Origin of the sequence: Luteibacter sahnii (genome assembly GCF_034063545.1) — a bacterium.
In the GTDB taxonomy this organism is placed as follows: Bacteria; Pseudomonadota; Gammaproteobacteria; order Xanthomonadales; family Rhodanobacteraceae; genus Luteibacter; species Luteibacter sahnii.
Genome location: NZ_JAQLOK010000002.1, coordinates 993841 through 1006599, shown reverse-complemented (window position 1 = coordinate 1006599; position 12759 = coordinate 993841). Strand labels below are relative to the sequence as shown.

10 protein-coding genes are annotated in these 12759 nt (G+C 66.9%); 6 read left to right on the top strand and 4 right to left on the bottom strand.

Annotation, left to right across the window (positions count from 1 at the left end; genetic code table 11):
- Window positions 1-20: 20 nt before the first annotated feature.
- Window positions 21-377: a divalent-cation tolerance protein CutA gene (gene cutA / locus PI246_RS09830; RefSeq protein WP_320551078.1), complete on the bottom strand. Its 357-nt coding sequence runs from the start codon at window positions 375-377 to the stop codon at window positions 21-23.
- A gap of 309 nt (window positions 378-686) precedes the next feature.
- Between cutA and PI246_RS09825 the strand changes: the two genes are divergently transcribed.
- Window positions 687-980 carry a co-chaperone GroES gene (locus PI246_RS09825; RefSeq protein WP_320551077.1) on the top strand — a complete coding sequence of 98 codons (294 nt, stop codon included), beginning with the start codon at window positions 687-689 and terminating at the stop codon, window positions 978-980.
- A gap of 95 nt (window positions 981-1075) precedes the next feature.
- Window positions 1076-2719 carry a chaperonin GroEL gene (groL, locus tag PI246_RS09820; RefSeq protein ID WP_320551076.1) on the top strand — a complete coding sequence of 548 codons (1644 nt, stop codon included), beginning with the start codon at window positions 1076-1078 and terminating at the stop codon, window positions 2717-2719.
- 59 nt (window positions 2720-2778) lie between these two features.
- Here groL and PI246_RS09815 read toward each other — a convergent pair whose 3' ends face one another.
- Both PI246_RS09815 and PI246_RS09810 read right to left on the bottom strand, forming a co-directional pair.
- A complete protein-coding gene (locus PI246_RS09815) occupies window positions 2779-3780 on the bottom strand; it encodes a hypothetical protein (protein WP_320551075.1) in 1002 nt (333 codons plus the stop codon).
- A 170-nt stretch (window positions 3781-3950) separates the two neighbouring features.
- Window positions 3951-5846 (bottom strand): LTA synthase family protein, encoded by a 1896-nt coding sequence (locus PI246_RS09810; protein ID WP_320551074.1) that lies wholly within the window; start codon window positions 5844-5846, stop codon window positions 3951-3953.
- A 262-nt stretch (window positions 5847-6108) separates the two neighbouring features.
- Here PI246_RS09810 and glnE point away from each other — a divergent pair, with 262 nt between their 5' ends.
- From glnE to PI246_RS09790, 4 genes are all read left to right on the top strand, one after another.
- Window positions 6109-9006: a bifunctional [glutamate--ammonia ligase]-adenylyl-L-tyrosine phosphorylase/[glutamate--ammonia-ligase] adenylyltransferase gene (gene glnE, locus PI246_RS09805; protein WP_407069798.1), complete on the top strand. Its 2898-nt coding sequence runs from the start codon at window positions 6109-6111 to the stop codon at window positions 9004-9006.
- Between the two features lie 48 nt (window positions 9007-9054).
- Window positions 9055-9984 (top strand): nucleoside hydrolase, encoded by a 930-nt coding sequence (locus tag PI246_RS09800; RefSeq protein ID WP_320551072.1) that lies wholly within the window; start codon window positions 9055-9057, stop codon window positions 9982-9984.
- Window positions 9985-10110: 126 nt separating this feature from the next.
- Window positions 10111-10356, top strand: coding sequence for a type B 50S ribosomal protein L31 (locus PI246_RS09795; protein ID WP_320551071.1), 246 nt, complete (start codon window positions 10111-10113; stop codon window positions 10354-10356).
- A 266-nt stretch (window positions 10357-10622) separates the two neighbouring features.
- Window positions 10623-11918: a citrate synthase gene (locus tag PI246_RS09790; protein ID WP_320551070.1), complete on the top strand. Its 1296-nt coding sequence runs from the start codon at window positions 10623-10625 to the stop codon at window positions 11916-11918.
- Window positions 11919-12104: 186 nt separating this feature from the next.
- Here the strand turns inward: PI246_RS09790 and PI246_RS09785 are convergent, their stop codons facing one another.
- Entirely contained in the window at window positions 12105-12758 is a 654-nt protein-coding gene (locus PI246_RS09785; RefSeq protein ID WP_320551069.1) for a hypothetical protein, read from the bottom strand.
- Between the last annotated feature and the right edge of the window lies 1 nt (window position 12759).

The following is a 12759-nucleotide window of genomic DNA, read 5'->3' as shown; positions in this document are numbered from 1 at the left end:
GGCCGCGAGGGCATCGGTGATTATGACCGGCTCAGGGGCGCCTGGCTTACGTCGACGTTGGCAGCGACCCACGCGAGGTACGGGCCATGCCCGGCCACGACGGGTACGGCGACGATCTCAGGCACCTCGTACGGATGCCGCTCCCTCACGAAGGCCTCGAGCGCGGGGTAGGCCTCGGCGGTGGTCTTCACCATGAGCAACGACTCATCGTCCGTGACGATCTCGCCCTGCCAGCGGTAGGTCGACCGTATTCCCGGCAACCGGTTGACGCACGCGGCGAGGCGGGATGCCACGATCGCCCGGGCGAGCGCGTCGGCAGGCTCGCCGGCGGGGCAGGCGACAAGAACGATAAGGGGAGTGGGGATGGCGTCGGGCATGGATGGGCGATGGCTGACGGGAGTGGGTGGCGCAAACCCTTCACCACTGAAGGAGAAAGACGCTACGGGTGCGCCCACGCCAGCTTACCGCCACCGGTTCCCTCAAGCGCAAGCCGCGCCTCCACGTCCCGTCCCCCGCTTTTTTCACCCCGCCCCCTTGAACCCGATCCATCCATCGCCATCTCTGCGCCAGCGCCAGACCCCTTCCGATCCCGGTCGGGGTTTGGCAAAATTCTGGCACTCACCCTGGCCGAGTGCTAACAGGGTGAACCTTTTTCCTTAACCAACAACCACCTGCTTGGAGTAGTCATGAGCAAGCTGAAGCCGTTGCACGATCGCGTCATCGTCAAGCGCCTCGAGGAAGAGCGTGTCTCCGCTGGCGGCATCGTCATTCCCGACAGCGCCACCGAAAAGCCCACCCGCGGCAAGGTCATCGCCGCCGGTACCGGCCTGACCCTGGCCAGCGGCACCGTCCGCGCCATGGGCGTGAAGGAAGGCGACGTGGTCCTGTTCGGCAAGTACGCCGGCCAGGAAATCAAGGTCGATGGCGAAGAGCTGGTCTTCCTGAAGGAAGACGACATCGTGGCGGTGCTCGAAGGCTGAGGGCGTGACGCGTCGCCGTTGACCGGCTGACGCGCCGCCCCCGCGCTTCCGCTCCTACTTACGTTTCACTCTTTACTTTTACGAAGGATCTAGAAATGGCAGCCAAAGAAGTCCGCTTCGGCGAAGACGTCCGCGCCCGCATGCTCAAGGGTGTGAACACCCTCGCCAACGCCGTCAAGGTCACGCTCGGTCCGAAGGGCCGCAACGTCGTGCTCGAGAAGAGCTTCGGCACCCCGACCGTCACCAAGGACGGCGTCTCGGTCGCGAAGGAAATCGAACTCGCCGACAAGTACGAGAACATCGGCGCCCAGATCGTGAAGGAAGCCGCCTCCAAGACCTCCGACGTGGCCGGTGACGGCACCACGACGGCCACGGTTCTTGCCCAGGCGTTCATCCAGGAAGGCCTCAAGGCCGTCGCCGCCGGCATCAACCCGATGGACCTCAAGCGCGGCATCGACCAGGCCGTCACGGCCGCCGTCGGCGAGCTGAAGAGCCTGTCCAAGCCCACCGCCGACGACAAGGCGATTGCCCAGGTCGGCACCATCTCGGCCAACTCCGACGCCAACATCGGCGATATCATCGCCAACGCGATGAAGAAGGTCGGCAAGGAAGGCGTGATCACGGTCGAGGAAGGCTCGGGCCTGGAGAACGAGCTCGACGTCGTCGAGGGCATGCAGTTCGATCGCGGCTACCTGTCGCCGTACTTCATCAACAACCAGCAGTCGCAGCAGGTTGAACTGGACGACCCGTTCATCCTCATCCACGACAAGAAAATCTCCAACGTGCGCGAGCTGCTTCCGGCGCTCGAAGCCGTCGCCAAGGCCGGCAAGCCGCTGCTGATCGTCGCCGAGGAAGTCGAGGGCGAAGCCCTGGCCACCCTCGTGGTCAACACCATCCGTGGCATCGTGAAGGTCGCCGCCGTCAAGGCGCCGGGCTTCGGTGACCGCCGCAAGGCCATCCTCGAAGACATCGCCATCCTCACCAACGGCGTGGTCATCTCCGAGGAAGTGGGCCTGCAGCTCGACAAGGCCACCATCAACGACCTCGGCCGCGCCAAGCGCGTCGTGATCACCAAGGAAAACACCACGATCATCGACGGTGCCGGCGAAGCGGAGAAGATCCAGTCGCGCATCGGCCAGATCAAGGCGCAGATCGAAGAGACCTCGTCGGACTACGACCGCGAGAAGCTCCAGGAGCGCGTGGCGAAGCTGGCCGGCGGCGTGGCCGTCATCAAGGTCGGCGCCGCGACCGAAGTCGAGATGAAGGAAAAGAAGGCCCGCGTCGAAGACGCCCTGCACGCCACCCGTGCGGCCGTCGAAGAGGGCGTGGTCCCGGGCGGCGGCGTCGCCCTGATCCGTGCGCTCAAGGCGCTCGAAGGCGTCAAGGGTGCCAACCCCGACCAGGACCTCGGCATCGCGATCACCCGTCGCACGCTGGAAGCCCCGCTGCGCGCCATCGTCACCAACGCCGGCGAAGAAGCCTCGGTCATCGTCAACAAGGTCAAGGAAGGCACCGGTAACTTCGGTTACAACGCCGCCAACGGCGAGTTCGGCGACATGATCCAGTTCGGCATCCTCGACCCGACCAAGGTGACGCGTTCGGCCCTGCAGTTCGCCGCCTCGGTGGCCGGCTCGATCATCACGACCGAAGCCGCCGTCACCGAAGTGCCGAAGAAGGACGAAGGCCACGCCCATGGCGCCCCGGGCGGCATGGGTGGCATGGGCGGCATGGACTTCTAAGTCCCTCCGCATCCGTGCACACGAAGAGCCCCGCGAAAGCGGGGCTCTTTTTTTGGGGTTCAGTACGAAAGGGTTGCCGACGTGGCCGTGGTGCTCAGCCCGTAGCCGCATTGCGGATCGATGCCCGAGGTGTTGCTGCCCTGCCACGGCGGATTCGACACGCGGGTGTTGTTGCGGTCGTACACCTGGATGTTGCTGAAGGTGATAGGGCCGCCGGGATACTGGCCGCAGGTCGCGACGTTGTAGACCTCCAGCACCCCGCCGAAGACCCACGTCAGGTCGGCGTAGGGGTTGGTGGTGAGCGACGAGGTGCGGCCCGTGGTCGTGTTGCGCGAATCGATCTTCCACGTCGAGCACGCTTGCCCTGCCGCGCAAGTGGAGTAGGTGTCGCCTACCACCACGTCGCCCGTGCGTGCGGGGATCGGATCGCTATGGAACGTGGTGCCGTCGACGCAGCAGTTCCAGCTCGCCAGGGTCCAGGCCTGGTCGTTGTACCCATTCCAACCGAGCACGGGCTGCAGGATCGACTGCACGGTCGGCAGCTGTTCGAGTCCGGGGAAGAAGTAGATCACCTGGTTACTCTTGGTAGACGGTGCGCTGGGCACGGTCCAGGTCGCGACGATGCGGCCGATCGGCTTGCTGCTTGTGTAATTGGCGGCCTGCACCCATCCGCTCTGCGCCGGCGGTGGCGTGTGGGTGAAGGTGTGCGTTCCGTTCGCTTCGATGCGTTCGCCCGACAGGGTGAAGTTCGGCTTGGTGCAGGTGGCCGCCCGCTCCATGACGCCGGAGGCGCGGTGAATCACGCCGTTCGCCTGCAATCGATCACCCGGGTGCACCGTGGCGACGCAATCCGGCGAGAAATACCCGTTCGGGGTTATCACATAATCGTCGGGGATACCCGTGGGCTTGGCAGAGGCCGGCATGCTGCCGACGCGCGTGAGTTGAAGCGATGGCGCAATATCTTGCGAATCGGTGGCGTGCGCCGCCAGGGTAAAAGCGAAGATGGCGGCGACGATGCCCGCGCGCGCCACGGTCCTGCGAAGTGAAGCGAACCTCTTCATGCATGTGACTCCTGCCTCGAGTGGGAGAGAGTCCGTGATGTGCCGACCGACCCCGGCCGACACGCGCCCCGTGTTCCGCCACCGCGAACGATGGACGACCGACGCTAGCGGCGGTGCGTGCGATGAAGTGTGACGCGCGTTACGTTCGCGGCGTTCTTGCCGCGAGCGTGCTATTGCCCGGCGCCGACGGCGGGTTCGTCGGCGAAGATGCCTGCGGGGCGCGCCGTCGCGGGCGCGGCAGGCGGCGCGAGGTACTGCGCCACCAACGGATCGAGCTTTCGCTTCATTCGCAGTAGCGCGATGTTGCCCATCGGCCCATCGGTGTGCCGCGCGATGTCGTCTTCCGGGGGCGAGGGCGCATCGGGCGCGTGCGTGAGCGCCGCCAGGTGGGGCCCCACGACCTGGGTCAACGCGAAGTACGGATCGTCATGGATACCGGCGCGCTCGAGCAAGCGGCCGGGCAGCATCCAGGCGGCCACGTCGTCACGCTGGGGCGCCGGGCCATCGCCGTGCGCGTCGATCAGGATGTAAGGCACCGTCTGCGTCAGCATGTTGCCTCCATCGGTGAAACCGAGCTTGTCGTAGGCTTCGACGAGGGCCGGCAGATGATCGCCGTAGAAAAGCAGCAGGGTGGGGCGCTCGCGCTGTTTGAGCTGTTCGGCCAGGCGGCCCAGTTCGGCGTCGGCGCGACGCATGTGATAGATGTAGTTGCGCAACTGCATCTTCGCCGCATCGCTCAGGCCGTCAGGCACGGCGATCGCGTCGCGTTCGGCGGTGTCGATGTTGGCTGATTTATCGTAAGGGCCGTGGGCTTCCATGCTGATCGCGAAAACGAAGCGCGGCGGGCCGTCATTCTTCAACTGACGCATGATTTCGTCGGTCATGGCGCTATCGGCCATGTATTCGCCGCTGCGCGGCGCGTCCCGCGGGAAGTCCGCCTGGGACACGAAACGGTCGAAGCCGAGCGAGCGGAACGCGCTGGTGCGATTCCAGAAGCCGGGATCGTTGCCGTGTACCGCGATGGTTTCGTAGCCGTGCGACCGTAGCGTGCGCACCATGCCGGGCATCACACCCGACGACATCTGCAGGTAAGGGAACTGCATCGACGGGAAGTAACGCAACGACAGCCCCGTCAACACTTCGAACTCGGTGCGGATGGTGCCGCCGCCGAAGGTCGGCACGTGCAGTCGCCCGACGCTGGCGTGTTCGGCGAGGCGATGGAGGTTCGGCGCCAGGTCATCGTGTTCCATGCCGCGGATCACGGAGGGGTCGAAGAACGACTCGCTCTGCACCACGACGATATCGGGCGTTTGCCTCGGGTTGGCGGCCGCCGCGGCCATATGTTCGCGTAATGCGCCATCGGTGCTCGCGAGAAACTGCGCCGCGCTCGTCGGATCGGGCCTGGCCTTCTTGCCGGCGTTCTGCAGCCGGAACTGCATGATCGTGGTCACGACGCCGTTGTCGCCAGCGTTCGCAGCCGCCGACCATGGCTGCATACCGAGCCGGTTCTTGTCGTACATCGTCGACCACGCCGGTACGCCGGCGAACAAGGTGGCGATGAGGGCGAAAAGCGCTATACCGCTGACGAGGCGTCGACCGTGCGTGCGGCGCGCAAAAAGCGGTGGCTCGACGCGGGCGGCCATCACCACGAGTGCGATGGCGGCGATGATGGCCAGATAGGGCAGGGGATTGGCCGGCAGATAGCCGCCCAGCAGGTGCAAGCCGCCGTTTTTCAATTGGCCGACCATGCGGAAGTCGGCCGGCAGCAGGGGCGAGCCGAGGTTCTTCATCTTGATCGCGCTCACTGCGAGCACGACGCCTTGCGCCAGGAACGCGAGCCCGAAGGATAGCCAGGCGCGTCGCGTCAGTACGAGTAGCAGGCCCGCGGTCAGCAGCCCGGGAAACGCGTTGACGACCAGATGCCCGGGACGGTCCCACCAATGGTCGGCCGCGACACCCGGGTTGCCGTCGACAAAACCCGTGTACAGCACGAATGCCACGGCCAACAGCAGCGGCAGCACGACGCGCGACATCCGGTCGCGCAAGGGTGAGACGTTTCTGAACATTGCGGTCTCTGTGACAGCCTGTCATCGAGGGAACCACGACTGTAACCGAATGGACATGAATCTCTGGACGAATCGCTTGTTCACTTCGCGTGAAGGGCGTTGTACTCGCACCGAAAAAAGCGGCGAGCGCATTGATAATGGACGCCGCCGTCGCCGCGTCCCTGTGTCCCGGCGGTGGGCGAGATCGTTCGCCTGGCACCCTCGCTCGCACCGGCCGGCCCGTTCTGCGGGTGGACTGCGGGACTGACCGCCGTGAGGCACAATGACGCCGATGACCACTCCTCAGCCGGCACGACGCGAAAGTGCGGAACTTCGCGCCCTCATCGACCAGCGTTACGCCGACGTGATGGCGGCGTGCCGCGCGGCAAAAATTCCGCTCTACGACGATGCGGGCGTGGCCGAGCGCATCCGGCGCACGCTCATGGCGTCGGACTTCGCCTTCGACATCTTCCGTCGCCAGCCCGACCTGCTGGCGCCCGCGGGCCTTGAACGGCTGCGCGCCAGCGCCGATGCCGCTGCCCGCGGCGCGATGCTCGACCTGCCAGCCGACGAAACGCTTTGCATGCAGACACTGCGCCGCTTCCGTCACGCGGAAGCCGTGCGCCTGGTGTTCCGTGACGTCAACGGCCTGGACGACCTCGACGAGACTCTGTCGTCCACAAGCGTGCTGTACGAGGCCTTGCTCGGCGCGTCGCTGCGCTGGTCGGAGGCCGCCCTCCGCGCCCGTCATGGCCGGCCCCGGGACGCGGCGGGCCACGAGCAGCGCATGGTGGTGGTGGGCTTCGGCAAGCTCGGGGGCAACGAGCTCAATTTCTCCTCCGACATCGACCTCGTGCTCGCCTACGCGTCCGGCGGGGAAACGGACGGCGCCCGTCCGCTCGACAACGGCGAATACTTCGTGCGCGAGGCGCGCCAGCTCGTCAGGTTGCTGGCGGAGCCGACCGTCGATGGCATCTGCGCGCGGGTCGACCTGCGCCTTCGTCCGTTCGGCAACGCGGGACGGCTCGCCCTGCCGTTCGCGGCCATGGAGCAGTATTACCAGCGCGAGGGTCGCGACTGGGAGCGCTACGCGTGGATCAAGGCGCGCCCGGTGGCCGGGGATCGCACGGCCGGGCGCGAACTGCAGGACATGCTGCGGCCGTTCGTCTACCGGCGCTACCTCGATTACACCGCCTTCGCCGGGCTGCGCGAAATGAAAGCGCTGATCGACGCGGAGGTGGCGCGCAAGGACCTCGCGGGCAACCTCAAGCTGGGCCCGGGAGGCATTCGTGAGATCGAGTTCGTGGTCCAGCTCACCCAGATGATCCGGGGCGGGCGCGATCCGGCGCTGCGCGTGCGCGGTCTGCTGCCCGCGTTACGGGCCTGCGAGGCACGAGGCTACATTCCCGCCGCGCGGGCGCGGTTGCTGCGCACGGCGTACGTCTTCCTGCGTCGCCTGGAGAATCGCGTGCAGATGCTGCGCGATGCGCAGACGCACGACATCCCCGACGACGCCCTCACCCGCGAGCGCCTGGCGCTTGGGCTGGACTACGACTCGTGGGAGGCCCTGGAAAGCGACCTCGCCGCGCATCGCACCGCCGTGTCGGCCGAGTTCGCCGCCGTGCTCGTGCCGCACGCGGGCCAGACGGCCACGCCGCCGGCGGCCGATGTCGAGCTGTGGAACCAGGCACGCGAGGGCGTGCTCGACGCGTCGACGGTCGAGGCCTCGGGTTTCGTCCCGGGGACGGACGTCGCCGACGCCTTGGGCAAGCTGCCGCAGGCGGCCTCCGTGCGGGCCATGTCGGCGCGCTCGGGCGAGCGCCTGGAGCGCCTCATGCCCCAGCTGATCGGCGCGGCGCGCGGCAGCGTCGCGCCCGCGCAAAGCCTGTTGCGCCTGGTGCGGCTGGTCCAGGCCGTCGCCCGCCGCTCGTCGTACCTTGCGTTGCTCGACGAGCAGCCCAACGCACGCCGTCGCGTCGCCGGCGTTTTCGCGGACAGCGCGTTCCTTGCCGAGCGCGTGATCGCGCAGCCGCTGCTGCTCGACGACGTGCTCGATCCGCGCATCGACCAGTTGCCGCTCAAGCGCGCCGACATCGCCGCGGACATCGTCCGCACGCTGGGCGCGCTTGACGAGCGCGACGCGGAACGCGAACTGGAGCGGATCAACGAATTCCGCTCGAGCATCGCGTTCCGGCTGGGCCTGGCGTTCAGCGACGCACGCGCCGACGCGACGGCGACCGCGCGTCGCCTGGCCGGGCTGGCCGAGGCGGTGATCGGCGCCGTGCTCGCGCTCGCGATGCGCGAGCTGACCGCCCAGCACGGGCGGCTGCCCGGCGACGGCAGCGGCTTCGCGGTGCTCGGCTATGGGAGCCTCGGCGGCGAAGAACTCGGCTTCGCATCCGACCTCGACCTGGTCTTCGTGTACGACGGCAGGCGCGCCAACCTGATGAGCGACGGCGCCCGACCGGTCGACGGCACCCGCTGGTACCAGCGCCTCGCCCAGCGGGTGATGCACTGGCTGGGCGTGCAGACCCACGCAGGCAAGCTCTACGAGGTGGATACCCGCCTGCGTCCCGACGGCTCCAAGGGGTTGCTCGTGGCGAGCGCCGACGCCTTCGAGGCCTATCAGCGCGATCGTGCCTGGACCTGGGAACACCAGGCGTTGCAACGGGCGCGACCGGTGGCCGGTGACGAGCGCCTGGGCCATGCGCTGGCGGGCATCCGTCGCGACATCCTCGCCGTGGCGCGCGACCGTGCCCGGGTGCTGGCCGAGGTCAGCGCGATGCGCGGCCGCTGGCGCGCCGAGCGCGATCGCTCAAACGCCGCGCAGGTCGACCTCAAGCAGGGACGCGGCGCGCTCATCGACATCGAGTTCGTGCTGCAGGGCATGGTGCTCGCGCACGCCGCGGCGCATCCCACCCTCCTGGACACCACCGCGAGCAGCGCGCTCATCGACGCATTGCGCACGGTGGACCTGCTCACCCAGGACCAGGCCGACACCCTCCACCTCGCGCACGCCGACCTGCTCCAGGCCGGGCTGACGTGCACGCTCGACTTGCGCTCCCGGGTGGCGGCGCGCACCCCCGAACTGGACGCGTTGTGCGACGGCGTGGCCCGGGTCGCGGCTGAGCTGGGTTTCGCTTTCGACGCGCCGGTCCCCGAGGGGCGGCAGGCTGTCTGAAGCGTACCGGCGGCGCTATGCTGTGCGGCCGATTCAAGGCTACCGACGATGACCCGACTGCCGCTGCTGATCGATACCGACCCTGGCGTGGATGACGCCCTCGCCATCCTCATGGCCCATGCGCACACCGACGTCGCGGCACTCACCGTCGCCGCCGGCAACGTCGGTCTCGGCCACACCGTCCGCAACGCCCGCACCCTGGTCGACCTGATCGGCGCGACGACGCCCGTGTTCGCGGGCTGTCCTTCGCCGCTGGTACGCGCTCCCGAAGAAGACGCCGCCTTCGTGCATGGCGCCGATGGCTTCGGTGACGTGGGTTTCCCCGAGCCCCGGCACCGTGCCGAGGCCGAACACGCCGCGCTGGCGCTGATCCGCCTGACGCGCGAGCATCCCGGCGAGCTTACCCTCGTGGCCCTGGGGCCGCTGACCAACCTGGCCCTGGCGGTGCGGCTGGATCCCTCGCTGCCGGAGCGGGTCAAGCGCCTGGTGATCATGGGCGGTGCCGTCACCGGCCGGGGCAACACCGGCAAGGTCCCCGCCGAATTCAACATCGGCTTCGATCCGGAGGCCGCGCACGTGGTGTTCGAGGCGTTCCCCCTGTTCGACCTGGTCGACTGGGAGGCTACGGTGCGGCATGCGTTCCCCGATGCGCTCTACGACGGCTGGGTGGCTGCCGACGACGCCCGCGCCCGGTTCTTCGGGCAGATCTTCGCCACGGCACGTCGCTTCAATGCCAAGCACGAGCGCGAAGGCTTCATCGCCGCCGATGCGCTGGCCATGGCCGTCGCCCTCGATCCCGGCATCGTCACCCGGGCGGAAACCCGTCACGTGGCCATCGAACTGGACGGTCGCCTGACCCGCGGCGCCACGGTGGTGGACTGGCAGGACCGGCTCGGTGGCCGGCCCAACGCCCGCATCGTGCTCGAGGTCGACCAGGCCCGCTTCGGTGAGATGATCCGCCAGGCGTTGGGTGCCTGACCGGCGTCGGCCGGGACGATGCCATGACGGCCCGGCCGGGTCTGTCGCGGGGTGGCTGGTTGCGGAGTGACCAGCGCCACGTTAGAATGCCGCTCTTTTCACCCCGCTATTAGTCGAGTTACGACCATGAAAGAGAACATCCATCCGAACTACCAGCCGGTGGTCTTCCAGGACCTCTCCTCCGACTTCGCGTTCCTGACGCGCTCGACCATGAGCAGCAAGGAAACCGTCAAGTGGGAAGACGGCAACGAATACCCGGTGATCAAGCTCGATATCTCGAGCCACTCGCACCCGTTCTACACCGGCAAGCAGAAGACGCTCGACGTCGGCGGCCGCGTCGACAAGTTCCGCCAGCGTTACGGCAAGAAGTAATCCCTCGACATCCGCGCGCCGCCTGCGGGGTGGCGTTTCGCGAGGATCGACGGACACGGGGCAGGCCAGCGCCTGCCCCGTGTCTTTTTGTGCCTGCGATTAAAGTTTGTCTAACGGACGTTCGAATCGGCTCTATGCGATAATGGGGAACTTCGGCCGCGATCGTGGCCGGTACGGCATCTTCCCCCGGTGTCGTTTTTCCCCATCGCGCCTTGCCGCTCCATCCTCCGGGGCGGCGGGGCATCTCAAGAGAACAGGAGACCGCCGTGTCCGACGCCAAAACCGTCAAATTGGTCGATGAGTCCAACAAGCCCGTGAGCGAACTGCCGGTCATCGGCGGCACGCTCGGCGCCGAGTGCGTCGACATCGGCACGCTCTACAAGGACACCGGCTACTTCACCTACGACCCGGGCTACGGCAGCACCGCGAGCACGAAGAGCGCCATCACCTACATCGACGGCGACAAGGGCGTGCTGCTTTATCGCGGCTACCCGATCGAGCAACTGGCCGAGAAGTCGACCTTCCTCGAAACCTCCTACCTGCTGCTCAACGGTGAGCTGCCGACCAAGGCGGAGTTCTCCAAGTTCGAGAGCGACATCACGCATCACTCGATGATGCACGAGAACCTTAAGGACTTCCTCAAGGGCTTCCACCACAACGCGCATCCGATGGCCATGCTGGCCGCGTCGATCGCGTCGCTCTCCGCCTTCTACCACGACGACCTCGACGTCGATAACCCCGACGACCGCAAGCTCGCGGCCATCCGCCTCATCGCGAAGATGCCGACGATCTCCGCGGCCATCTACCGTCATTCGATCGGTTGGCCGACGCGCTACCCGCGTAACAACCTCGAATACGTCACCCGCTTCCTGCACACCATGTTCGAAGTGCCGAGCGAGCCGCTCGAACTGAACCCGGTCGTGGCCAAGGCGCTCGACCTGCTGTTCATCCTGCACGCCGACCACGAGCAGAACGCCTCTACCTCCACGGTGCGTCTCGTCGGTTCCACCGGTGCCAACCCCTACGCCTCGATCGCCGCCGGCATCACGGCGCTGTGGGGCCCGGCGCACGGTGGCGCGAACGAAGCCGTGCTGCTGCAACTGCAGGAAATCGGTTCGGCCGACAAGGTGGAGACGGCGGTCAAGCGCGCGAAGGACAAGAACGATCCGTTCCGCCTGATGGGCTTCGGTCATCGTGTCTACAAGAACTTCGACCCGCGCGCCAAGATCATCCGCGAGATGTGCCACAAGGTGCTCAACGAGCTGGGCGTCAACGATCCCCTGCTCGACGTGGCGATGAAGCTCGAGGAAGCCGCGCTGAAGGACGACTACTTCGTCGAGCGCAAGCTCTACCCGAACGTCGACTTCTACTCGGGCATCATCTACAAGGCCCTGGGTATCCCGACCGAGATGTTCACCGTGATGTTCGCCATCGCGCGCACCTCCGGCTGGATCTCCCACTGGATCGAGCAGCACGAAACCCCGGGATCGCGCATCGGCCGTCCGCGCCAGATCTACACCGGCGCCGACGTTCGCGATTACGTGTCCAACGACAAGCGCTAAAAACGGAAAACCCCGCGAGACAACGCGGGGTTTTTTTTCGGCAGCGGTAGGGCCTCGCCCTACGCCAGACACCCGCTCCATGAGGCCCGCGCCGTTATCCGCGTGGTTGCACCCTGAGGGTTCGCGGACACGGTCCGCATCTGCTGCGCGACCGCGCGCACCATCCGTCCCTCACACGACGCGGCGCTAGGGCGAGTTGTAAGCCGCCATGTCCTCTTCGGCGAGCAACTGCTGCACCATCGCAACGCTGGCCCGGCGCATCGGTCGTTCGTCGACCCGGTCCAGGGGCGCCTGCCTGATCGCGTCGACCGGCAGTACGGTGATGTCGAACGGGATGCCGTCCGCACCGAACAGCAGCACCGTGTGCTCACTCTGTTCGCGATCGGACCAGCGCAGGCGACGGGTCTGGGTCTCCAGCGGAATGCCTTGCTCCCTCAGGAAAAGACCCGGCGCCTCGGGGTCGTCGCTGAAGACGTGGAGGCACACGGCGGAGTGTTCGTCAGCGGTGCCTTCGAGCACGGCGCCCACGAGGCGCGCGTCGAACCCGCGCAGGAACCGCATCGCCTCCATGGCGGCCTCGCGACGCGTACGAAGCGCCTGGGGCTGGGTGTCCGCATGGAAGATGCGCTGGTGTTCGCGCAGGGCGTCCTCGATCTCGTTGTTGCGGGGCAGGGCCTGGGTATCGATGATGCCGAGTCGCTCGGCCGCTTTCAGTTTCGCGTGGTGGAAGTCACGAATGCCATGCTCGCTCATCAAGCGGGCCGCTTCCTGTGCGACGAGGACGCGATTGCGCTGCGTCCGGTCCTGGGCATGGATCCTGTGGTGTTCGCCTCGTGCCATG

What these genes read in the sequence shown, in the direction of transcription:
- cutA (WP_320551078.1), bottom strand. Translation starts at nt 377, where the DNA reads ATGCCCGACGCCATCCCCACTCCCCTTATCGTTCTTGTCGCCTGCCCC.
- PI246_RS09795 (WP_320551071.1), top strand. Translation starts at nt 10,111, where the DNA reads ATGAAAGAGAACATCCATCCGAACTACCAGCCGGTGGTCTTCCAGGAC.
- PI246_RS09825 (WP_320551077.1), top strand. Translation starts at nt 687, where the DNA reads ATGAGCAAGCTGAAGCCGTTGCACGATCGCGTCATCGTCAAGCGCCTC.
- groL (WP_320551076.1), top strand. Translation starts at nt 1,076, where the DNA reads ATGGCAGCCAAAGAAGTCCGCTTCGGCGAAGACGTCCGCGCCCGCATG.
- PI246_RS09800 (WP_320551072.1), top strand. Translation starts at nt 9,055, where the DNA reads ATGACCCGACTGCCGCTGCTGATCGATACCGACCCTGGCGTGGATGAC.
- PI246_RS09810 (WP_320551074.1), bottom strand. Translation starts at nt 5,846, where the DNA reads ATGTTCAGAAACGTCTCACCCTTGCGCGACCGGATGTCGCGCGTCGTG.
- glnE (WP_407069798.1), top strand. Translation starts at nt 6,109, where the DNA reads ATGACGCCGATGACCACTCCTCAGCCGGCACGACGCGAAAGTGCGGAA.
- PI246_RS09815 (WP_320551075.1), bottom strand. Translation starts at nt 3,780, where the DNA reads ATGAAGAGGTTCGCTTCACTTCGCAGGACCGTGGCGCGCGCGGGCATC.
- PI246_RS09785 (WP_320551069.1), bottom strand. Translation starts at nt 12,758, where the DNA reads ATGGCACGAGGCGAACACCACAGGATCCATGCCCAGGACCGGACGCAG.